This window comes from Aeromonas sp. 600479 (assembly GCF_049175515.1).
GTDB lineage: Bacteria > Pseudomonadota > Gammaproteobacteria > Enterobacterales > Aeromonadaceae > Aeromonas > Aeromonas veronii_A.
Map to the genome: position 1 here is coordinate 85,152 of NZ_JAAKVF010000003.1, position 21,730 is coordinate 106,881.

The 21,730-nt window shown below is 58.4% G+C and carries 18 protein-coding genes; 8 read left to right on the forward strand and 10 right to left on the reverse strand.

Annotated features, from left to right (window positions below; translation table 11 throughout):
• Window positions 1-167: 167 nt before the first annotated feature.
• Window positions 168-971, reverse strand: a complete 804-nt coding sequence (locus tag G5149_RS04980; protein ID WP_337072812.1) for a siderophore-interacting protein — start codon at window positions 969-971, stop codon at window positions 168-170.
• A 324-nt stretch (window positions 972-1,295) separates the two neighbouring features.
• Here G5149_RS04980 and G5149_RS04985 point away from each other — a divergent pair, with 324 nt between their 5' ends.
• Window positions 1,296-2,813: an HD domain-containing phosphohydrolase gene (locus tag G5149_RS04985; RefSeq protein ID WP_236345551.1), complete on the forward strand. Its 1,518-nt coding sequence runs from the start codon at window positions 1,296-1,298 to the stop codon at window positions 2,811-2,813.
• A 101-nt stretch (window positions 2,814-2,914) separates the two neighbouring features.
• Here G5149_RS04985 and G5149_RS04990 read toward each other — a convergent pair whose 3' ends face one another.
• Complete coding sequence (locus tag G5149_RS04990) at window positions 2,915-4,177, reverse strand: TIGR03503 family protein (protein WP_337072861.1); 1,263 nt, start codon at window positions 4,175-4,177, stop codon at window positions 2,915-2,917.
• Window positions 4,174-4,908, reverse strand: a complete 735-nt coding sequence (gene dnaQ, locus G5149_RS04995) for a DNA polymerase III subunit epsilon (protein WP_005347274.1) — start codon at window positions 4,906-4,908, stop codon at window positions 4,174-4,176. The genes G5149_RS04990 and dnaQ overlap by 4 nt, the downstream gene beginning before the upstream one ends.
• 75 nt (window positions 4,909-4,983) lie before the next feature.
• Between dnaQ and rnhA the strand changes: the two genes are divergently transcribed.
• The gene (gene rnhA / locus G5149_RS05000) at window positions 4,984-5,448 is read left to right on the forward strand and encodes a ribonuclease HI (RefSeq protein WP_288728516.1); all 465 of its coding nucleotides are present in this window, start codon (window positions 4,984-4,986) and stop codon (window positions 5,446-5,448) included.
• Here the strand turns inward: rnhA and G5149_RS05005 are convergent.
• Window positions 5,436-6,158 (reverse strand): methyltransferase domain-containing protein, encoded by a 723-nt coding sequence (locus tag G5149_RS05005; RefSeq protein ID WP_337072813.1) that lies wholly within the window; start codon window positions 6,156-6,158, stop codon window positions 5,436-5,438. The genes rnhA and G5149_RS05005 overlap by 13 nt on opposite strands.
• A gap of 72 nt (window positions 6,159-6,230) precedes the next feature.
• On the opposite strand from G5149_RS05005, the gene gloB reads away from it, so the two are divergent.
• Window positions 6,231-6,995, forward strand: coding sequence for a hydroxyacylglutathione hydrolase (gene gloB, locus G5149_RS05010; RefSeq protein ID WP_421211855.1), 765 nt, complete (start codon window positions 6,231-6,233; stop codon window positions 6,993-6,995).
• Window positions 6,996-7,065: 70 nt separating this feature from the next.
• Window positions 7,066-8,619 carry a LysM peptidoglycan-binding domain-containing protein gene (locus G5149_RS05015; RefSeq protein WP_421211857.1) on the forward strand — a complete coding sequence of 518 codons (1,554 nt, stop codon included), beginning with the start codon at window positions 7,066-7,068 and terminating at the stop codon, window positions 8,617-8,619.
• Between the two features lie 160 nt (window positions 8,620-8,779).
• On the opposite strand, the gene astE is transcribed toward G5149_RS05015, so the two are convergent.
• Complete coding sequence (gene astE, locus G5149_RS05020; protein ID WP_421211859.1) at window positions 8,780-9,805, reverse strand: succinylglutamate desuccinylase; 1,026 nt, start codon at window positions 9,803-9,805, stop codon at window positions 8,780-8,782.
• A 272-nt stretch (window positions 9,806-10,077) separates the two neighbouring features.
• Entirely contained in the window at window positions 10,078-10,287 is a 210-nt protein-coding gene (locus G5149_RS05025) for a DUF1127 domain-containing protein (protein ID WP_005337823.1), read from the reverse strand.
• A gap of 527 nt (window positions 10,288-10,814) precedes the next feature.
• Here G5149_RS05025 and G5149_RS05030 point away from each other — a divergent pair.
• On the forward strand, window positions 10,815-11,708 hold the full coding sequence (locus tag G5149_RS05030) for a DNA replication terminus site-binding protein (protein ID WP_374844871.1): 894 nt from the start codon (window positions 10,815-10,817) through the stop codon (window positions 11,706-11,708).
• Window positions 11,709-11,818: 110 nt separating this feature from the next.
• On the opposite strand, the gene G5149_RS05035 is transcribed toward G5149_RS05030, so the two are convergent.
• Window positions 11,819-15,655 carry an SNF2-related protein gene (locus tag G5149_RS05035; protein ID WP_421211862.1) on the reverse strand — a complete coding sequence of 1,279 codons (3,837 nt, stop codon included), beginning with the start codon at window positions 15,653-15,655 and terminating at the stop codon, window positions 11,819-11,821.
• A 616-nt stretch (window positions 15,656-16,271) separates the two neighbouring features.
• On the opposite strand from G5149_RS05035, the gene G5149_RS05040 reads away from it, so the two are divergent.
• From G5149_RS05040 to G5149_RS05050, 3 genes are all read left to right on the forward strand, one after another.
• A complete protein-coding gene (locus G5149_RS05040) occupies window positions 16,272-16,652 on the forward strand; it encodes a hypothetical protein (RefSeq protein WP_421211864.1) in 381 nt (126 codons plus the stop codon).
• Window positions 16,653-16,702: 50 nt separating this feature from the next.
• On the forward strand, window positions 16,703-18,745 hold the full coding sequence (locus tag G5149_RS05045) for a protein-disulfide reductase DsbD family protein (RefSeq protein ID WP_421211866.1): 2,043 nt from the start codon (window positions 16,703-16,705) through the stop codon (window positions 18,743-18,745).
• A gap of 142 nt (window positions 18,746-18,887) precedes the next feature.
• Window positions 18,888-19,412, forward strand: a complete 525-nt coding sequence (locus G5149_RS05050) for a protein disulfide oxidoreductase (protein WP_421211868.1) — start codon at window positions 18,888-18,890, stop codon at window positions 19,410-19,412.
• Window positions 19,413-19,523: 111 nt separating this feature from the next.
• On the opposite strand, the gene G5149_RS05055 is transcribed toward G5149_RS05050, so the two are convergent.
• The 3 genes from G5149_RS05055 to G5149_RS05065 all read right to left on the reverse strand — a co-directional run bounded on the left by G5149_RS05055 (window position 19,524) and on the right by G5149_RS05065 (window position 21,723).
• Window positions 19,524-20,891, reverse strand: coding sequence for a tetratricopeptide repeat protein (locus G5149_RS05055; protein ID WP_421211870.1), 1,368 nt, complete (start codon window positions 20,889-20,891; stop codon window positions 19,524-19,526).
• 114 nt (window positions 20,892-21,005) lie between these two features.
• Entirely contained in the window at window positions 21,006-21,542 is a 537-nt protein-coding gene (locus G5149_RS05060) for a hypothetical protein (protein ID WP_421211872.1), read from the reverse strand.
• Window positions 21,529-21,723, reverse strand: coding sequence for a hypothetical protein (locus tag G5149_RS05065; RefSeq protein ID WP_421211874.1), 195 nt, complete (start codon window positions 21,721-21,723; stop codon window positions 21,529-21,531). Before G5149_RS05065 ends, G5149_RS05060 begins: the two co-directional genes overlap by 14 nt.
• Between the last annotated feature and the right edge of the window lie 7 nt (window positions 21,724-21,730).

Consider the following 21,730-nt stretch of genomic DNA (forward strand, 5'->3'; position numbering starts at 1 on the left):
CCCCATCACCCCGAACATCAGTGGATTACGGCAGGCCCTGCGTTGTGCTATGCCACGCGCAGCCATCAATAACAAAAGCGCCGTACCGACTGACATCGGGACGGCGCAATACTAAATGCAAATCATTTTTATTTGCAAGCGTAAATCAGGTATTCTTTCGTATCCGCTTAATTATCCATCACATCGTGACGGGCCTGATGATAGACCTCTTCACTCTTGCCCCGCCGCCAGTACGGCACGGCGTAGAGCGACTGGCGATCCACCTCGAGCACAGAGCGAAAATGACGGCGCAGCGGCAGCACCAGCGCCTCTTCCCCACCCAGCCAGAAGAAGCCGCCATCGCGCACCAGCGGCAGAGTAATCACGTGCTCCAGCAGACCGCTGGACTCGGGCTCGCCGACAAACCAGTGACAGCGCACCCCGACCGGCAGCGTCAACGGCTGGGCATCGGCCTGATCCGGCACCAGAATCGCAATTTCCCCTCTGGCCTCGGCAGGCATCACCTCACACATCGCCATGATGGCGGGTAAGGCGGTGAGATCCCCTACCAGGCAGTAATGCTCGGCCGGTTGCAGCATGGGGTTGGGCCCCCCCGGCCCGGAGAGGATCACCTTCTCTCCCGGCTTGGCATGGGTAGCAAAGGCGCTGGCGGGCCCACTATCACCGTGCAGCACAAAGTCGATATCAATTTCCTGCTCATCACGGCGAAACGCGCGGATGGTGTAGGTGCGGATCACCGGCTTGTCAGCCGGGTCACTCCAGCGCGGGCCACTCGGGGTCATGGCAGGCAGCACCGGCTCTACCTGATGAGGCTGTGCCAACATCACCTTGATATGGGCCCCGCCGCAGGTAAAGGGATAATCAGCCAACTCGCTGCCACCAAAGGTGATGCGACGCAAATGGGGGGTGATCCGGGTAATGGCTTTGACGGTCAGTAGACGGGGACGATTGGGAGGCAGAGATGGGGACACGATGGGGCTCCTCGTTGAGTGTGTCGCCCATGCTACACGTAAATAGGAATCACTATCAAATAAGATTATTTCTCGCCTAATAGGTGTTAGCCGGATTCAAGCATCCCCTGCCACTACCACCAATGCCCGAACAGAAAAACGGGCTTTATGCACGCTAGCCCCATGATTGGGCAAAGAAAGCAGCCGGACAACAACACTGTCTCGAAGGGTTCCATTTGCCTATTTCGACCATAGTTTTTCGAGATCAAATTTTATTTCTCAATAAGTTTCCTATCCTTAGTGAAGCAGTTAATGTAAGCACAGGATGCCAAACAGGATTGTATGATGGATGACCAGATCCTGATTATTGATGATGACGAGCTCTCCCTCCCCGACGCACAGCAAGCGGGCTGGAAGGTAATGATCGTTGACGATGAACCCGAAGTACATCGCATCACCAAGATCACCTTGAACAAATTCGAGTTTGACAATCGTCCCATCGAGTTTCTGCATGCCTATTCGGCAGCAGAGGCAAAAAAATTGCTGGCCACCACCCCGGACATTGCACTACTGCTGCTGGACGTGGTGATGGAGGTCGATCACGCTGGCCTCGATGTCGTCAAATATGTCCGGGAAGAGCTGCAAAACAAGATGGTACGCATCGTGCTGCGTACCGGCCAACCCGGCCAGGCACCGGAAGATGACGTGGTCACCAACTACGACATCAACGACTACAAGGATAAAACCGAGCTCACCTCCCAGAAGCTGCGCACCCTGCTACGTGCCAGCCTGCGCTCCTATCGCGATATCCGTACTCTGGAGAGCAATCGGCAAGGACTGGAAAAAGTCATTGAGGCCTCCAAGGGGATCTTTGAGAAACGGGCACTGCGTCAGTTTGTCGAAGGTGCCCAGGAGCAGCTGAGCGCCCTGCTCCATCTGGGAGAGACCCAGATTTACGATGTAAAACAATATGCCTACGAGGTGAAGGATCAACTGCTGGAGCCCCTGCTGCCAGGTCATCCTCCCGTGCGGTTGACAGAGGCGCCCGAGATACTGCGTCAAGCCATGACCAGGGGCTGCAATATCTACAACACCAACCAGATGGCGCTCTACTGCCAAAATCAGCGCCACCACCTGCTGTTTCATATCGAGACCACTCGCCAGCTCAGTCAGATCGATACCAGCCTGCTTACCCTGTTTACCGAAAACATCATAGTGGCGCTGGAAAATATCCGGCTCAACGAGGTGATCGCCGACAACCAGCGGGAGATCATCTATCGCATCGGCGAACTGGTCGAAACCCGCTCCAAGGAGTCGGGTTTACACGTCAAACGGGTAGCCCTCTATACCGAGCTTTTCTGCCACCTGCTGGGGATGAGCGAAGAGCAGAGCGAGCTGGTTAAACGCGCCTCACCACTGCACGACATTGGCAAGGTAGGTATTCCCGATGCCATTTTGCACAAACCGGGCAAGCTGACCCCGGAAGAGTGGGAGATCATGAAAACCCATGCCCAACTCGGTCAGGATATGCTCTCCGGCAGCGATCTGGCGCTGTTCCAGATTGGCGCCACCATTGCAGGCAATCACCATGAGAAGTGGAATGGCAGCGGTTATCCCCGAGGTTTGAAAGGAGCCGATATTCCACTGGAAGGACGGATTGTTGCACTGGCCGATGTGTTCGATGCACTTGGTTCGGATCGTTGCTACAAAAAAGCCTGGCCGCTGGACAAGGTGCTTGGGCTGATTGAGGAGGAGAAGGGACAACATTTTGATCCCCAACTGGTCGAGTTGATGATGGCCAATCTGGACAGGTTCCTCGAAATCCGTGAGCAGAACAAGGATGTCTATATCGGCGATCACTGAGGGCGTCAGGCCCCTTATCCCAAGGGTTCGAGCTAAAAAAACCGCCCTGCATATCAAGGGCGGTTTCTTTTATTTGGTGTATTGTTTTTCCCGAGTCCGGGCTACTGCTCTGGCAAGTTGAGATCCAGCTTGGCTGTCGGTTGGCCATTTTGTTGATTTTCAGCCTGAGCGGCTGCCAGCGCACGTTTAAAGGCACGCCGTTTTTGCATCACCACAAAACCGGCGCCCCCCAGCAACACCAGTAGAACCCCGCCCCCAACCAGTAGCCAAAGCAGCCATCCCATTCCCTCTTCAGGCAAAGCCTCGACTGACTCGGCGCTGGAAATCGGAGCAGCTGCCGACGCCACCTCTGCGGGAGGCGGTGGAGGCGGGAAGATATTGAAGGTCTTTACCGGTAATTCGATTTTCAGCTCGCGCCCCAGGCGAGTGGTGCCATAGAGGGTCGCTTTCACCTCATGTTGCCCCACCTCTTTGATGACAGAGAGATCAATATCAAGCTTGGGGGCGCTGGCGGTCTCGCTGAACTCGTAGAGGCCGCCCACATTGCTGGTCACACTCCCCTTGATCACCACGGAGGCGGGATCCAGCTCATCACGGTCGATTAGCAGTGAGAGCTTGGCACCCAGCTCTTCCGAAGGCGGCGCCAGGTTATAGCTGAACGGATAGGGATAAAGCAGCACATCCTGATAGCGGGCACGGACAAACACCTGATTACCGGTGCTGAACATGGCGCGGTATTTGCCAGCGGGAATATCTTGCAGCGTCGCCTCTGCAGTCATGATACCGTCACCCGGCACCTCATCGAGCCCCTTTCCATCATCGTGGTAACGGCCAAGCTCCTGATCCAGCACCACCTGTTGCTGAGCAGCATCACTGAATGATTGCAGCTTGACCGTCATCCCCAGGTCAGAGAGGTAGTATTTATCTTGCGGTGGCTGGCCATTGATCAGCAACCATGACTTGAGCTTGACCACCTCTCCCTGATAGAGCTGCATCGGCAAGGCGGCGATATCGAGCCGGATATCGGAGAGGATACGAACCCGATTGTCGGGATCTACCTCCCCAATCGCCTGCCAGGGGCCCGGCATCGGATTGCGCAGGGTAATAAGATCATGTTCCGGCAGGGCCAGCCAACCCACATCGGCGGGTTTGGCCTTTCCCACGTAAAGCTTGCTGCCATCGGGACGCACCAGGATCACCGAAGGAGTGCCCGCTTTGCGTTTGATAATGAAGGTGATCTCCTTCACACCGTAATCGATGCGAAAGCGGTTATCGAGCATGGGAATGTCAGAAGGTGCGAACACCTCGGTCGCCATAGCCCCAAGCGACATCAACAACAACAGGGAAGCCCACCACTTGCTCATTGCCGCCACAGACAGCTCCCTCCCTTCTTCTGTACCAGGTCGAGTCGAGCCTCGTGCTGGGCCTGAACCTCGGCACTGGCACGGATCACCTTGAGCGCAGGCCGGTTGCTCTCCAGCCGGCGAATGCTGGTGTCCTGATTGCTCTCGTTTTCACTGCTTTCTGTAGCCAGATTGAGTTTGGTCTGGCCACCGGTCATCAACAGATAGACGTCAGCCAGGATCTCCGCATCAAGCAAGGCCCCGTGCAGAGTACGGTGAGAGTTGTCGATACCGTAGCGATCACACAGCACATCCAGGTTGTTGCGCTTTCCGGGGAAGAGATCCCGGGCCATCGCCAGGGTATCTGTGATAGTACAGATATCCGCCGTCTTGAAGTTGAGTCCGAGCTTGCTGAACTCGTAGTCCATAAAGCTCACGTCAAACGGTGCGTTATGGGCGATCAGTTCGGCGCCCCGGATAAACTCGAGGAACTCGTCGGCAATCTGGCTAAACGACGGCTTGTCCCGCAGAAACTCGTCGGTGATACCATGCACCTGTACCGCTTCCGGGTCGACCGGACGATCAGGTTTTATATAAACGTGATAGTGGTTACCGGTCAGCTTGCGGTTGATCACCTCCACACAGCCGATTTCGATGATGCGATGGCCAAGGTAAACGGGGCCACCACCGGTATTCATACCTGTGGTTTCGGTATCCAGAATGATCTGGCGATTCAGTTGGGGTGTGTTCATGATCCAATCTATGTCAAACTTCGGCTTTACTCGCTAGTTTACCCCAAGCCTCTGGCTAAAACAGATTGATTGCTCATGTTAAAACAGATTGATTTATTCACGGATGGCTCCTGCCTTGGCAACCCGGGCCCGGGTGGCTATGGCGCAGTCATGGTTTATGGCAAACACCGCAAGGAAATTTCAGCCGGCTTCAAACTGACCACCAATAACCGGATGGAGCTGATGGCCGCCATCATGGGGCTTCGAACCCTCAACGAACCGTGCAAGGTGCGCCTCACCACTGATAGCCAATATGTGCGCCAGGGGATCACCCAGTGGATCATCGGCTGGAAAAAGAAGGGGTGGATGACCGCCAATCGTCAACCGGTCAAAAATGTCGACCTCTGGAAAGCGCTGGATGCGGAAGTGGGTCGTCATCAGATCGAGTGGCTATGGGTCAAAGGGCATTCCGGCCACCCGGAGAACGAACGGTGCGACGAGCTGGCCAGAGATGCCGCATGCGGCAAGGATCTGGCCGAAGATACCGGCTACCAGCCCTGACGGGCCATGCCCGGTGTGGCGAGAGATTTGGGCAGTTGCCAGCGACGCCGCACCGGGATCAGTGGAAAGCGCCGTTTGCGGGCAGCAATAACGTATACCGATGCAAACGCTCTGCAATAGTCCCGCCCGATACTCTCCCGCCACCAGCTGTGCCAGCTCTGTTTACCCATAAACGAGTAACCGAAACGCTCGTCGAACATCACTTCACACCCTAGTAAATGGAGCCAGTCGATGACTCGCCCGGGGGTAAACATCCGCGCCGACCAGGGCAACTTGCGCCGTAAAAAAGGGATACAGTGGCCAATCCCCACCAAACTCACCGGATTGTAACCACTGATAATCAGCCAGCCATCATCGGTCAGTACCCTTTCGGCTTCACGCAATACCTGATGGGGATCGGCTGAAAAATCGAGGCAGTGAGCCAGCAGACAGGCATCGACGCTACCGGTTCGCACCGGCAGCTCGAGGGGATCGCCATAAATGTCCAGCAGTCGCCCCTCGGGCGAGACGCCCACCTGATGACGAATGGATGAACATTTGCAGGAGAGCTCCGCGCTCAGAGCTCCTACCTTGAGCAAGTGATATCCGAACAAGTTGGGGCACCAGCTGTCGAGCCGCTCCTGAATTTCGGCCGCCACCCAGTCACCCATAGGCAGCGCTGACCAGCTGGTCGGGATCTCGATTTGTTGTTCGGTACGTGCCACCTGCATAATAGGGTTCAACTCGCGGTTTCGAACGCCATCCTGTTATATAAGATACCCTCCCTAAAGAGAAGCAGACTCATGTATCCAGTGATCACAGTTCCAGCCTTTAATGACAACTACATCTGGTTGATCCGCCACGAAAATCACTGTCTGGTGGTCGATCCGGGTGATGCCGCCCCCGTGCTGGAGCGGCTCGAGGCATTGGGTCTGGTGCTCGACGCCATCCTGCTCACCCATCACCATCACGACCATGTCGGGGGCGTCACCGGCCTGCTCAGCCACTTTCCCCATGCCCGGCTATATGGCCCCAAACTTGACCCCATGCCGGATCATCACGGTCAGTGGCTGGAAGATGGCGATCAGATTAACTGGCACGGCCTCGCCCTCGAGGTGATCCATGTGCCCGGCCACACCCGTGGCCATATCGCTTACCATGGCAACGGCATGCTTTTTTGTGGTGACACCCTCTTCTCGGCCGGTTGTGGCCGTCTGTTCGAAGGGACACCGGAACAGATGTACCACTCGTTACAGCGCCTTGCCGCCCTGCCCGACGAGACCCTGATCTACTGCGCCCATGAGTACACACTCTCCAACCTGCGCTTTGCCTATGCAGTTGAACCGGACAATCCGGCGATCCGTGATCAGATCGGACTGATCAGCAAACTGCGGCAACAAGGGCTGCCAAGCCTGCCCACCCGGCTGGAGGATGAGCGCAAGTTTAATGTTTTTCTGCGCTGCGAGCTCGATTCGGTAAAATTTTCTGCTGAAAAGAAGGGGCTAAAATGCGTGGAAAATCCGGTAGATACCTTTACGATCTTGCGTCAATGGAAGGATGTTTTTTGAACAAACCTTGATCAGGAGGGGATTGCCCCTTATGATGCCGGCTGTTTTTCTTAAAAATGACCGGAACGAGATGAAGGTACGAACGGCCTTATTGGCAGCGCTGTTGCTCAGCGGCTGCCAAAACCTGAGCCATCAGGATGACCGGGCGCTAACGGCAATCGAGCCGATCAAGTCCCCCCAGGTCAAGAAAAAAGCGCATAAAAAACACTCTGCCCATTTCCTGTTTGGCGATGAACAGCTGGATGAAATGGAAGAGACGGACAATCTGTGGGTGCGTATCAGCGATGATATGCAACTGGAAACTCCGGACAACCCGCGCATCCGCCAGCAACGTGAGTGGCTGTTGCGCAATGATAAGCATCTGGCGACCATTGCCAGCCGGGCTGAACCCTACCTCTATCTGATGGTAGAGGAGATTGAACGGCGTGAGCTGCCAATGGAGCTTATTACTGTCCCGATGATCGAGAGCATGTTTGATCCCCATGCCCGATCCCGCAGCAATGCCGTCGGTCTGTGGCAGTTTGTGCCAGCGACAGGCAGAAACTTCGGTCTGCGCCACGACAACTGGTATGACGGACGGCGTGATGTGCTGGCCTCCACCAATGCGGCGCTCGACTATCTGGAATACCTGAACCGCTTCTTTGACGGCGACTGGCTGCAAACGCTGGCCGCCTACAATGCCGGTGAAGGACGGGTGCGCAACGCCATCCAGCGTAACCAGCGCGCAGGCAAACCGACCGACTACTGGTCACTCGATCTGCCCCGCGAAACCCGGATGTATGTGCCCAAGATCCTCGCCATGGCTGACATGATCAGCAATGCGGACAAGTACAATATCCAGTTGCCGGTGCTCGCCAACGAGCCGAAGCTGCGAGTGGTGGAGACCGGCAGCCAGATCGATCTGAACGTGGCCGCCCAACTGGCAGGTCTGCGCACGTCACAGCTCAAGGAGGTTAATCCAGCCCTGAGCCGTGGCGTGATGTCGCCCCGTGGCCCTTACCGCCTGCTGGTACCGGTAGAATATGCCGATACCCTGGAGCTGGCACTGGCCGATCTGCCCAAGAGCGAGCGTATTCGTACCCGCTCCTATCAGGTCACCAGTGGCGATACCCTGTCACGCATCGCCCAGAATCATGGCGTCAGCGTGAGTGAGCTGAAGCTGGCCAACAATCTGCGCAGCAACAACCTGCGTCGCGGTCAGCAACTGGTGATCCCGACCCACGGTCAGGTCAGCAGCAAGGCCAGTTCCGCCAGCAAACCGCAGCAGCTGGCAAGCCGTGGCAGCAGCCAGAAGGCCAAGGTCAGTTACAAGGTGCGCTCGGGTGACAACCTGTGGAGTATCAGCCAGGCACACGGCGTCTCCCACGAAGAGCTCGCCAAGTGGAATGGTCTGAATGCCAAGTCGGCGCTCAAGCCAGGCATGAAGCTGGTGGTCTATCCCAAGCAAGGGAAGAAGAGCGACAAATCGATGGTGTATCAGGTTCGCCGTGGCGACTCCATCTCCTCCATCGCGGCTCGCTTCCAGGTGGCCATCAACGATGTGATGCGCTGGAACCAGCTGGATAAAGGGGATTACCTTAAGCCCGGCCAGGAGCTGACCCTGTTTGTGAAGAACAACAGCTAAGCCTCACCGCTTGAACCCGATAAAAAACGGGGCCAGTCAGATGACTGGCCCCGTTTTTTATTACTGCGGCTAACCGCTGCTGTGTCTGAGCCACCGACTAAAACAATGACTTGGCGCCGCCTGCGGATGCATCATCACTCTGCAGGCAAAACTATCACCGCTATTCCCAGAGCCTTGTCGGCACAACCAGCAACACAGTGCGCTGGCCGATCGCCACATTGGCATTGGGGAAGACCACCGCCTCACGCGGCTTTTCCACCGTGTAGCGCAGCTCACCATCCTCGGCCAGCACGAACCCTTGGGGGAATTCGGTGAAATTGTCCACATCGCTGGCGAACAGGAAGCGAAAGTCCGCTGATTTTTTGGTGATCACCCGATCGATAACAAACAGAGTGAAATCATCCGCCCGCCACGGCTCCAGCACCACCTCATCCTGAGTGACCAGCTCCTGCAGCGCTTGGCGGGTTTCGATAAAGCGGGTCATGTCGTTCTCACCAAATGGCCGGACCTTGCCCAGCTCCACCGTAAAGGCGTGGGCCCCATGCTGGCGTGAGCTGTAGTAGCTGAAAGTAGTGGTCGGGCTGGCGGAGAGTAGAATGGTGCGCACCCCGCAGGCGCCGAGGAACTGCACCTGCTCGCGGCAGTGGGGCCGCTCGTGGGGAAAGGGGTAGACGGCGAACTTCTCGTGGCGCGAACCGCGAATGGCGGTGTGCAGATCGTAGTGGTAACGCGGACGAGCCGGATCGGCAAAGAAGCGGCTCACATACTGCTCGAGACGCATGGCGCGGATCCGCTCCCGATTGCAGAGCCCCTCCCCCTTGCTGTGGGCGCCAGAGAAGAGCCGGTTCATGTTCTCCTCCACCTCCCGCAGCCCGAGGTTCATCGCCGCCGGATTGCCAAACAGGAACAGCACCCGATGGCGGGCGCTCAGCTCGCCAGAGAGCAGACGGCTCAGCAGCTGGTTGCAGATCTCGATGGGGGCGGTCTCGTTGCCGTGAATACCGCAGGAGAGGACGATATCCTTGCGCCCCCCCGGCTGGCCGCTCGCTCCGCTGGCAGGCTCCAGACAGATGACACCGGTATCCCAGACGCTGACTTGCGTGCCACCCGGCAGCGCAAAATCAAAGGGATCGAGCTGCCACTCGTGGCTGCGGGTCATGGCCAAAAAATCGTGCTGGGGAATCATCCGTCTCACCCTCTTGCGCTGGAATACTATGGCCGGATTATACGCAAGGCGTTGCGGCTTAAAACCGATTTTTAAACAAATTCAAACATTAACGATACAAACAGCGGCAAGGTAAAACGGCAGCAATGGGCGGAGCAACAAAGGGATATGAAAGCGGGGATGAGAGAGCAATAACGGTGCAAACAACAGCAGGGTTGACGGGGTGACCTGATGTCACCCGGCAGTCAGCATACAAGTATCAGCAGATAAACGAGGCATCCATGCCCGGCTGATCAACCACGCCAAAACGGCTTGGTGGTCTCTTGATAACGGTCAGCTTCATTCAGGCCGATGTCTTTGAGCAGGTACTCGGGCAGCTCGGAGAGCTGGCGACGGCTGCGGCTGCGCTCCAGCCAGGTCAGAACAGTCATTTTAACGCGAGCAACCAGATTCAATTGGCTGGAATGCTGGTAACCGGTTTCGGTATAAGTCATGTTGGCCATGATGTGGCTCCTCTGAATATTTGTTTACGCACTGGGCTTCAATTTGATGCGCAAAGCTTAGTCAGGGAGTCAGACCGACTCAATTGACGAATTTTGATACGTTGCATTAGTAAATCTAATGTCTAAAAACGGCAGGATTTAATTTTAACACCCTGATTTTAAACAACTAATTATCTTCATGGTTGGCCAGCAGAGTCGCACAGCATATTGTGCTGCATGGCCCCCATCTATATATGCATTTTACTGCTTTACATATGCAGGGATGGACAAGGTGTGAACAGCGGGCAACAGCGGAGTTACACATGATTGTTAATTCAATGATCTTGCGGCGATCTTTATTTAACATACTGAAACATAAATAAAACCCTTACTGCATCCCCATTCAGAGGCGCACATTGCCTCCTCCCCAAAGTGCCTCTTGGCACTCCAACCGCATGCTGGTATGTTTATTTATACAGTAGTTTTGCTACCCGCAGCAGATGTCATACCTGATGTCGTCAACAGCGGGTCAGACCACAGGATCATCGATGGATACCTTTACCCCTACCGCCGCCCTGCGTCAACAGATGGCCGCCATTGAAACCTCTCTCAACCAGCTGGCCGATCTGCTTGACCAGCTCGAGCTGCAGGAGGCCCATGTCTATCCCCTCCCCCCGGTGGCGCAGGGAGAAGAGCACGACCCGATCGAGCAAATTGAGGTGGGCTATCTCAACGGTGAAGCCGCACTGGCGGCCACCCTCGCCGCTTATCGGGACCACAGCGCCCGCCCCGGCTGCTCCACCAAGGCGACTCACCGGCTGCCTGGCTGGTTGCGCTTTCCTGCCGCCGCCGCCCCGCAGATCCAGCCGCTGGTTGAGGAGATAAACCAGCGCAAGCTTGATTTCAAGGGGCTGGTGCAGCAGGCGGGGGGACGGGATGAGAAGTTCGAGCTGGTACATACCGCCCTGCCCGGGGTGATCACCCTGCAGGTCTACCGCAAGCTGACCCTGTTGGCGGGGGAGCTGCAATCCCTCGGCTTTACCTGGGCTGACAAGCAGACCATCAATCGCCTCAGTCGCGAGCAGGTGCTGGAGATGCTGGAGCGCAGCCGCCGCTACATACCGGCCCTCTCCAACAACGAGGAGTGGAGCAAGATGGTGGATCAGGAGGTGTACGACATTCGCCGTCTGCCCGCCGATGCCGAGCTGCGGATCCGCCGCCCGGTCAAGACCCACCCGATGATCAACCTGCTCTGGCTGGAGCGCACCCCGCGCAAGCAGCAGATCAAGGCGAGCCTGCCGCTGCTGCTCTGCTCGGATACCCCGCCTGCAGTCACCCATCTGGGCAACTATCCCCCCAAGAGCCGGCAGGCGCGGCGAGATCGCAAGATTGGTGGCGAGCCCATCATCGAGCGGCTGCATCTCTACCTCTATCAGGGCTAACGCGACGAGCCAGCTAAAACCGGCACGCAGAAACGACAGAGGGGAGCACATCGGCAAGATGTGCTCCCCTCTTTCATATGGCATGGCCATGTCGCTGGTGCTACAGCGGATCAGCTCATCAGCAGGGCCCGCAAGCTCTCCACATCCAGCCCGCGCACCTCGGACTGGCCGCTCAGCAGACCATCGGCCAGCGCCCGCTTCTCGTCGTGCAGGGCGACAATCTTCTCCTCCACCGTCTGCTCGCACACCAGGCGATAGACGGTCACTGGCTGGGTCTGGCCCATCCGGTGCGCACGATCGCTCGCCTGATCTTCCACCGCCGGGTTCCACCAGGGATCGAGGTGCAGCACGGTATCAGCCTGGGTGAGGTTGAGACCGGTGCCCCCCGCCTTGAGGCTGATGAGAAACAGCGGCACCGCCTCGTGGCGAAAACGCAGGATGGAGTCCTGCCGCGCCTTGGCCGAACAGCCGCCATCCAGATAGCAGTAGTCCCAGGACTTCTGCTCGATGCGGGCCCGCAGCAGGCTCAGCAGATCGACAAACTGGCTGAACACCAGCACCCGATGGCCGCCATCGATCGCCTCCTCCAGCAGCGCCATCGCCTCATCCAGCTTGCTGCTGGTCTGCGACCACTCGGGCATCACCAGCTCCGGCGAACAGCAGAGCCGGCGCAGTCGGGTTAACCCGCTCAACACGTGCATCAGGGCACGACCATCGGCACTTTGCACCTGCTGCACCACTTCACGCCGGGTCGCCTCGTAGAGCTGACGCTCTTCGGGGGAGAGGCTGATGTGGTGAATGATCTCGGTCTTGTCTGGCAGCTCGGTCAACACCTCCTGCTTGAGACGACGGAGGATGAAGGGGCTGATCACCGCCCGCAGCAACGCCATATGCTGGGGATCCTTGACCGCCTTGCCAAAGCGGCGCTTGAACTCGCCAAGGCTGCCGAGCAACCCCGGGTTGATAAAGGTAAAGAGGCTCCACAACTCCCCCAGATGGTTCTCGATGGGCGTGCCGGAGAGGGCGAGGCGAAAATCCCCTTCCAGCTGGAACAACAACTTGGCGCGCTGGGTACCGGCGTTTTTGATCTGTTGTGCCTCATCGAGCACCATGGAGGGCCAGCGACGCCCCTTGAGCGCCTCCGCCAGACTGCCGAGCATACCGTAGTTGATGATGATCACCTGCCCCGCTTTGGCATCGCGAATAATGCGCTCGCGCTCGGCGGGATTGTCAAAGATCACCACCTCCAGCTCGGGGGCGAAACGGGCCACCTCCTCCTGCCAGTTGGTGACTACCGACTTGGGCACCACTACCAGCGCAGGGCCAAGGTGCTGGCGCATGCGCAGCACGATAAGCGCCTGCAACGTCTTGCCAAGACCCATGTCATCGGCCAGACAGGCGCCAAAACCGTGATGGGCCAGGGTCGCCATCCAGCGCACCCCCTCCTTCTGGTAATCCCGCAGCGCGGTGAGCAGCTCCGGCGGGCAGGATACCTCCTGCTGCCACTCCTGCTGCAGAGATTGCCATGCCGTATCCCCCTCGGTGGTGATGACCGAGAGCAGACGGGTAAGCGGATAGGCCAGCTTGTGGTTGATCCGCTGCTCGTAGTCGAGCATGGCCCCCAGCATGGAAAGCCGCTCCACCAGCTTGTCGCTCAGCATCAGGCTGGTCTTTTCGTCGAGCTGGACGGTGCGCTGACCCGGGGTCAGCTGACGCAGGATCAGGCGCAAATCGAGGATCTGATGCTCATCGAGGGCCAGCGCCCCTTCGACCTGGAACCAGTCCTGCCGCCGCTCGATGCGCAGGCTCAGTGCCGCTTCATCGAGGCTCTTGAGGCGGGTGCTGTCCTGATGCCAGTGAATGACCACACCGGTATCCACCAGCTCCGGCAGGGCATTGACCAATGCCAGTGCCTGCTCTCCTTCAAGGCGCCACTCGCTGCCGGGCAGATCGATGGGAAGCTGATTGCGCAGCAGTTGGGCCTGCCCCTTCTCGGCCCCGAGATCCCGCTGCCAATAGTGGTTACCCTTGATCCCTTGACGGATGATGCTCTCCCCCTTGCCCAGAGGCAGGGGAGGCAACTCGTCAAAACGGGTCACCAGCTTGACCGCCAGCTGGCCATCCTGCCAATCGAGCTGCACCGAAGGAATGCCCGGCCAGGGGGCCAGTTCGGCATTGCCGTGCAATCCCTCAACCTGGCTGTGCCAAGGCAGATCGGCGATCCCGTCCAGAGTGCGCTGCAACTCGCTCATCCCCTCGGCGGGCAGCAGCGGGATGGATTCGAGCGCTGGCAAGCGGTCGAGCAGCGGCTGCGGGGTGAGGATGAGCTGCCACAGATCCTGCGCCAGCGGCATGATATGGGCCCCGCGGGCGGCTGCATCTGGGATCAGCAAGGCACTCATCCCCTCTTCGGTCGCGATAATCTGCAGCAGCGGCGCCGTGATGGCGAGCTGCAGCTTCTGCCCCTTGGCGTTGAACAGGCGGGGGTGATCGGCCAGCGGCGCCCAGACATCCCGGGGCAAGCGTCCCATCACCCGCGGCAGGGTGCGCACCACAGCCCAGTCGTGCTCATCGAGCAGCGCCGCATACTGGGTGGAGAGCAGGGTGGGATCGACCCGGCGGCCCGCCGTCCACTCCCCCTTGGTGCTGAGTTTCTGGATCTTGCACTCCAGCTCGGGGCCATCGGCGTGAAGCAGCCACACCAGCCGCTCCTGCGGCTTGCGCACACCGCTGGCACGTCCCAGCCCCTGCAGCCAGTTGAGCCAGCTGGCGGAGGCAGCCCCCTTCTCCTCGCCGCCTTCCTCTTCTGGCTCTTCGTCTTCGGCCTCGCTGTTGCGCAGCTGGCAGAGTGGCGCCCCTTTGGCCCCCTCTCCCAGCAGCAGGCGCAGCAGATCCTGACAAAACGCCATCAGCCGATGATGGGGTTCGGCGTCAAGCAGGTGGGAGAGATCCCACTTGTGCAGCATGGCCACCTGCGCGCTCTGGGCGCCGTGACGGGCCAGCGCGCAGAGATCGAGCCAGAGATAGCCCCAGTGCAGCTCCTCCACCGGCAGTTGCAGGGTATCGAACAGCCCGACCGCCTGCCCATGCCGCTCACCGGCCCACTGGCTGAGCAGATCGGCCAGCAGCGGAAATTGTCCGCCAAGGCTGCGCTGCCACTTCTTGCGCTGCTCGCTGGCAATGACGGGGTCTGCCTGCTGCAACCAGCCGAGCCAGAGCAAAGCACTGAAGGCACGCGGCCACTGCCCCTCATGACCCTCGGCCTGCCACTGGCCCAGAGCTGTGAGCAACCGCTCACCCAGAGGGCCACACTCCCCCTGCGAGGCAACCGCCTGCAGGGCAGGCCACAACAGGCTGGAATCGGTGCTTTCGCCATCCCCACAGAGCCAGCGCCACTCCGCCTCAAACGCCTTACCTTGCGCCTGCACCTCGGGGGCACAGCGCACTAGCGCATTGGCCAGCGGCCAGCGCTCTTCATAAGGGGCATCGAGCAGCAGCTGCAGCGAGAAGTGCTCCAGCAACAGTTGCTGCCAGGCGGGGCTGGAACCCGCCAGCAGCAGATGGGCATCTGCGGTATCGAGCAGTGTGAGCAGATCACCGGGAGAGAAGAAAGCCGGGATCTCGCCCGCCTTGCCCCTGCAAAGCTCGCGCACCAGCCCGTGAACCAGATCCTGGCCGGTCACCGAGGAGACCCGGCTCCAGTCAGGGGCAGCACAAAGCCCAGCCCGCACCCCCAGGATCAGCGCAAGCGTCCCCTCTGCAGTCAGGCTCCACTGCTGCTCCCCGCGCAATCTGACAAGGCCGGCGTCATGGAGCCGGGTCAGGTGGCTGGCGAGCTCATGGCCCGCCCCCAGCGTATCTTGTAACAGACGGGTACTGGCGACACGCTGCAGTTGCAAGGCACTGAGCAGCAGATAACTATCCGGGGAGAGGGTGGAGGCAGACATCAAGACTCACGGGCAGATGCAAAAGCGGAATTTTAACGGGAAAGCGTCAGCCACTCGACCCTTTACCGTGAAATAACTCAAAAAAAAAACGGCCATCCGTGATGACCGTCGAAAGTAACGAAGGAAATAGCCGGATCATCCGGTTACCTCCCACAGCGGGAAAATCGGAGCGCTAGCCCCTAATTCGTGGGGCCAATGCTAGAGGTTGACGTATTAAAAAGCTTTGAAGCGGATCACAATTGAAAAGGATTTCTGAAAACGCTTTCAATATTTGGCGACCAAAAGAGATTATTTTGCGCCAAATGAACCATCTTCAGCCTGGCCTTTCTCTCGTCTCGGCATGGATCCCCATATCCCAATGTCCATTCAGTACTCGACGGGTTCTCTTTACACTGACTGCCTGCATGCGCGGCACATCACTGACTGTTGGTAGCTGAGCGATTGCCCTTGTCCGGAGCATTGGCAGACTGATCTGGCCAGCACGCTCGGTTCTCGGCCAGTTACGAGGGCTGCGTGGCAACTCACCGGTTGCAAGAAACGGGGTTCCATCCGACCGGCTTGCCCGGACTGTGATTGATCGATAGGATGTGCCCCATTCCAAGAAGGCAGGAGCAACATGATTTTGCGACAACGCGTGGCGACAAGACTCCTGCTGCTGGTCTGCATTCTGCTGCTCAATTGTGCACTCCAGCCGCTGACCAGGCTGGCTCAGCTGGAGATAGCCGCTGGCTGCCATATGCTGACCGCCCCATCCTCCGCCATCGATGTCGATGAGGATGGCCGCGTCGCAACGCCGCAACCCGGCAGTTGCCAGCTCAACGGCAAGTGGCTCAGTGCCGCCAGCCTGCAATGCGCCGAACAGATCTTCTTTGCCATCGCATTCCTGATCGGCCTGCTGGCACCACTGCCCCGTTGCTCGCCCCCCCTCCCCCCACCCAGAAATATCTCTCCGCCAGAACGGCGGCTTCATCTCACCCTTTGTGTCTGGCGAGAATGAGTCAGTCGCGGCTTAAACAACCCTGACTTTCATTTTCAAGAGACAACACCATGTCAAACATCTTCAAGACTGCCCTCTTGCTGGGCAGCCTGCTGTGGCAATCCATCGGATTGGCCAGCGATACCGGCTGGCTCACCAGCCCCCGCAACGATCACGCACAAATCCGGCTGCAAGCAGATAGCCGGGATCCGGCACAGCCCCGGGTGCTGCTCAGTCTGGCACTCGAGTCCGGCTGGAAAACCTATTGGCAAAACCCGGGTGAAGGGGGGATTGCCCCTGAAATTCTTTGGGATGACCCCCAACTCACTCAACAATGGCACTGGCCAGTGCCAGAGCGATTCGCGGTCAGCGGCATGTCGACCCAGGGGTATCAGCAGGCCGTCACCTTTCCCATCAGCCTTGGGCATGGCAACCGCAAAGAGTTGACCGGCACATTACGCCTTTCAACCTGCAGCAACGTCTGCATCCTGACCGACTACCCTTTTGCCCTTGCTCTGGATGGTACGGCACCGGACGGGTTCGATCTTACCTATGCACAGGCGATGAGCAAGCTGCCACAAGCCATGCCCAAGAGCGTCAACCTCCAGGCTGGCTACCAGCAAAACCGGCTACAGCTGAGCGCTAAGCAGCAAGAGGGGTGGCGGGCTCCGCAGATTTTCCTCCAGCAGCTGGAGGGGGTCGAGTTTGGCGAGCCCAGCCTGGAGGTGCAGGGCAATACCCTGATTGCCCGCATTCCGGTCAGCGATGGCTGGCAAGGGGATGCACCGGATATCCGTCATCAGCAATTGGGCGTGGTACTGGTCAATGGTGATGAAGCCTGGCAGCGCCAGGTCACCATAGGTGATCCCCTGCCACTACCCGCTGGTGGCCACTCGCTGCGCTGGATCCTGGGGGCTGCACTGCTTGGTGGGCTTATTCTCAACCTGATGCCCTGTGTGTTGCCGGTGCTGGCCCTCAAGCTGGGATCAGTACTGCAACTGGAGACCCGTGAGCGTCGCCCGGTTCGCTTGCAGTTCCTGGCGGCAAGCGCAGGTATCCTGGTCTCCTTTTGGACGCTGGCACTGATGAGCACCCTGCTGCGCGCCACCCAGGGGGCCGTCGGCTGGGGTATCCAGTTCCAGAGCGTCTGGTTTATCGGCTTCATGGTCGTGGTGACCTTGCTGTTCTGTGCCAACCTGCTGGGGCTGTTCGAGATCAGGTTATCCAGCAATGTCAACACCCGCCTGGCAACCGCAGGTGGCAACGGCATGGCCGGTCACTTTCTGCAGGGCTGCTTTGCCACTCTGCTGGCAACACCCTGCTCCGCCCCTTTCCTTGGCACCGCAGTCGCCTTTGCGCTCGGGGCACCATCCGGTCAACTCTGGCTTGTCTTTACCGCACTGGGGATTGGCATGAGCCTGCCATGGCTGCTCATCGCCGCCCTGCCCCGTCTCGCGCTTTGGCTGCCAAAACCGGGACGCTGGATGGGGCGCCTGCGCATCCTGCTCGGCCTGATGATGCTGTGCTCCAGCCTCTGGCTGCTCAGCCTGCTTGGCAACCATATCGGTCATAACAGGGTAGTGATCCTGATGGTGCTGATATTGGTGGCCCTGCTGCTGGCGGTCGTATGGCGCCACGGTATTCGCGGTGTAACCCTGGGGCTGGCGCTGGGCTGCTTGCTGGTCGCCGCCCTGCTGCTCGGCAGCGCCTTCACCATGGAGGGCAAACCACCACAGGATAACGTCAACTGGCAGCCTCTCTCGGAGCTGGCCATCCAGGACGCCCTGGCACAACACAAGCGGGTCTTCGTCGATGTGACCGCCGACTGGTGCATCACCTGCAAAGCCAACAAATTCAACGTGCTGCTGCGCGATGATGTGCAACGAGCCCTGAGTGCCCCCGATGTGGTGGCCTTGCGCGGGGACTGGAGCCGTCCCTCCGACAGCATCGCCGGCTTCTTGCGCCAACGCGGCAGTGTGGCCATTCCTTTCAACCAAATCTATGGCCCCGGGCTACCAGGTGGCGCGATCCTCTCTCCGCTGCTGGATCGTGCAACTCTGCTGGCCACTCTGGAGCAAGCTGCGCACGCCCCTGTTCAAGGAGAAACAAGATGAGGTATCTCCTGCTCATACAGACCCAGCCGGAAGAGCGGGGCATACCCGCAGCGCAAGGGGGAAATTATCGGCAATCGGCTGCTCTCCCTCATATAGCGCTCGGGGGCAACGTCAAAAACGCACTGGTCATCAAGGGGCAGTCATGACAGCAACATCATCCCGGATCCTCCGTCTGCGCCGCTGGAGCAAGGAAGCCCTCTGGCTGCTGCTGTTGGCGGTGATTATCTCGACAGCGCTGGACCTCTGGCGCAGTCCAGCGCTGCCAGAGGGAAGCCCGCTGCCTAAACTGCTGCTGCAAGATGGCACTCTGGCCGACCTGCAGACAATGAGCCGGGACAGACCACTGCTGATCTATTACTGGGCCAGCTGGTGTGCAGTCTGCCGTGTTACCACACCGACAGTGGAGCAGCTATGGCGAGACGGCGAAAACGTGCTGACAGTGGCGCTGCGCTCCGGCGACCCAGCCAGGTTGCAGCAGGGGATAGCCAGGAAGGGGCTGACCTTCCCGACCCACAATGATGAGCATGGCGACCTTGCCGCCCGCTGGCAGGTGAGCGTCACCCCCAGCTTCCTCATCATCAAGCAGGGTAAAGTGGTGAGCACCACCACTGGCTGGAGCTCGGGCCCGGGACTGAAACTGCGGTTGGCCTGGGCCAGCCTCGGCTAACTCGGCCCGCCTGGGAACACTATTGCGGCCCCTCTTCCCGCTGAAGAGGGGCCGCAATCGTATCGTTCTGACCTCGATTCAGAAACAGGCCGGAGCCCGCAGCTACGCTGTTTAGCTTTTCCCCACCGGTGATGGCATCTTGCCAAACCAGTGCTCCGACAGTTTCTGCGCCTGTTTGACCTCCGGCTTGGTCATCGCTGCTTCCAGCTCGTCGCGAGCCTGCACCGCCTCCGGCATCCCTTCTGTTGCTGCCAATGACAGCCAGGCATAGGCATGTACCCGGTTACGCGGAGCCCCCAGTCCCTCTTCACGCATGGTTCCCATCCGGTATTGCGCCATACGATCACCCTGTTGGGCCGCCTGCCGATACTGCTTGAGTGCCAACGCGTAATCTTCTTTACCCCCTTGCCCCAAACGCAGCATTTCACCGTAGGCATAGAGTGCAGCCCTATTCCCTTTCCGGGCGGCCTTGGCATAGCTGGCTCTGGCCTGCTCCAGTTCACCTTGCTCCTGCTGCAGTGCTGCCAGATCGAACCATGCCCTGGTCACACCACCGTCAGCAGCACGCATTAACCAGTGGATCTGCTGCTCCCGGTCTACCTGCTGCAAACTCAATTGATATTCGGCCTCATGGGAACCGTGTGCAGCGGCCAGCTCCAGCCAGTAACGGCCCAAAGCAGGGTCTGCTGATACCAACTCCCCGGCTAGATAAGCCTGGCCAAGCCAGAGCTCGGCTTCAGCAGAACCGGCATTGGCAGCCCGTTGATAGGCAGCGAACCCATGGATAGGGGCGGCCTGTCTGGCTTGCTTTAGCAAAGCGTCCGGTTGCTGCTGGGCTGCTGCCTTGTCGTTCCAGCGCTGCGCAAGATCCGGCCGTTTGGCGACCCCTTTACCTTGCGCATAGCGCTCGCCCAGCAGGTACTGGGCATCACGGTTGCCAAGCTCTGCGGACCGTTCAAGCCACTTGACGGCATCCGTATCGGCCCCCGGTTGGGTGCTGTACCAGCGGGCCAGTACCAGCTGAGCGTCAGCATGATCCCGCTTGGCGGCCTGCTCGAACCAGTCGAGGCAGTAACTCACCAGTTTGCCTTGATGCTGCTCCTGGCACATCACGCCCAGTCGATAACTGGCATGGGTGTTGCCAAGCCGCGCAGAGCGTTGCCACCACTGGGTAGCGAGCGCCGGATTTTTGGGCTCACCGAGCCCGGCCTGATACCAGTCACCCACTTGCCACGCAGCGTTGGCGCGGATCTGCTGATCGGCAGCCAAGGGGCCCGACTGCTCAGCCGCTTGCTGCATCCAGTGCATGGCATTGGGGTAATCGGGTTGGGTTGCCAGCCGTCTGGCCAGCTCATATTGGGCGCGGCCATCCCCCTGCTTTGCAGCTTGGGATAGCTCGGCGTCAGTACGTGGGGCAGTGGAAGAACAGGCTGCAAGCACACTGACTGCCACTGCCAGGCATAAGACTCGATATGTCATGGGAAATCCTTCGCAGAGTGAAAAAATGAGAATAAAACAGGCGCTATTGCAAATTGCACCGTTATTGGTCAATCAAAGGGCAAAGAAGCTGAATTACAGCCTCTTCGCCCTGAATTAATAACCGAACTCTTTGCGCGTCGAAACCTCTATCAATTTATGTTCAGGTAAGAAACCAATAATATCATTCAATACGTTTTCGTATTTTTGCGCGTTAGTGAATATGGTTGCATGCCCCTCAGAGTCAAATGGCCGACCAAATATATCAATGCCATATACACCTCTATAAATGGTGATGTCAGCTTTTTTGGAAAACTTACAACCATAATGATTTATTTGAGGTTTCATATTGGTTATTTTAAAGGCCAGAAATGCACCGACACCTGCACCGGCCAGTGCCAGCGGCCCCACCAGACCCACAGCGATGATGCTGCCCACAATCAACAAACCACCAATGCCGCGAGAAATGGTATAAGCCACTTCCGGGATATTGTCCTGCTGGGTGTAGTAGATCCCCTTGGCGGTCATTCGGTAGTGATAGAGTTGATTAGGTGAAAAAATATAACGTCCTTGAAGTGCTCCTAATACACCAAACACCAGAAACATGAGGGTTATTTGCCAGTCATGCTCATTATCACCGTTAATAAAAATCATTAAACCAAAGTAAACCGCATAAACCCGCAGCCATCTCTCTCACCAACCTCTGCCGATGATCAATCTGCCACTCATATAAAACCGGCTCCTTTTGCAACTCAAGGTATTGCTCGCTGTAGTAGTGGTTGGCGCCATCAGCCTCTGCACTCTCTACGCTCTGCCGTTCTGTGGCGTCGCACATCTTATTT

Coding starts and splice junctions, on each gene's coding strand:
- G5149_RS05035 (WP_421211862.1), bottom strand. CDS start 15,655: ATGTCTGCCTCCACCCTCTCCCCGGATAGTTATCTGCTGCTCAGTGCC.
- G5149_RS05065 (WP_421211874.1), bottom strand. CDS start 21,723: ATGTGCGACGCCACAGAACGGCAGAGCGTAGAGAGTGCAGAGGCTGAT.
- G5149_RS05045 (WP_421211866.1), top strand. CDS start 16,703: ATGTCAAACATCTTCAAGACTGCCCTCTTGCTGGGCAGCCTGCTGTGG.
- G5149_RS05015 (WP_421211857.1), top strand. CDS start 7,066: ATGAAGGTACGAACGGCCTTATTGGCAGCGCTGTTGCTCAGCGGCTGC.
- astE (WP_421211859.1), bottom strand. CDS start 9,805: ATGATTCCCCAGCACGATTTTTTGGCCATGACCCGCAGCCACGAGTGG.
- G5149_RS05050 (WP_421211868.1), top strand. CDS start 18,888: ATGACAGCAACATCATCCCGGATCCTCCGTCTGCGCCGCTGGAGCAAG.
- G5149_RS04985 (WP_236345551.1), top strand. CDS start 1,296: ATGGATGACCAGATCCTGATTATTGATGATGACGAGCTCTCCCTCCCC.
- rnhA (WP_288728516.1), top strand. CDS start 4,984: ATGTTAAAACAGATTGATTTATTCACGGATGGCTCCTGCCTTGGCAAC.
- G5149_RS04990 (WP_337072861.1), bottom strand. CDS start 4,177: ATGAGCAAGTGGTGGGCTTCCCTGTTGTTGTTGATGTCGCTTGGGGCT.
- G5149_RS05060 (WP_421211872.1), bottom strand. CDS start 21,542: ATGATTTTTATTAACGGTGATAATGAGCATGACTGGCAAATAACCCTC.
- gloB (WP_421211855.1), top strand. CDS start 6,231: ATGTATCCAGTGATCACAGTTCCAGCCTTTAATGACAACTACATCTGG.
- G5149_RS05030 (WP_374844871.1), top strand. CDS start 10,815: ATGGATACCTTTACCCCTACCGCCGCCCTGCGTCAACAGATGGCCGCC.
- G5149_RS05055 (WP_421211870.1), bottom strand. CDS start 20,891: ATGACATATCGAGTCTTATGCCTGGCAGTGGCAGTCAGTGTGCTTGCA.
- G5149_RS05005 (WP_337072813.1), bottom strand. CDS start 6,158: ATGCAGGTGGCACGTACCGAACAACAAATCGAGATCCCGACCAGCTGG.
- dnaQ (WP_005347274.1), bottom strand. CDS start 4,908: ATGAACACACCCCAACTGAATCGCCAGATCATTCTGGATACCGAAACC.
- G5149_RS05040 (WP_421211864.1), top strand. CDS start 16,272: ATGATTTTGCGACAACGCGTGGCGACAAGACTCCTGCTGCTGGTCTGC.
- G5149_RS05025 (WP_005337823.1), bottom strand. CDS start 10,287: ATGGCCAACATGACTTATACCGAAACCGGTTACCAGCATTCCAGCCAA.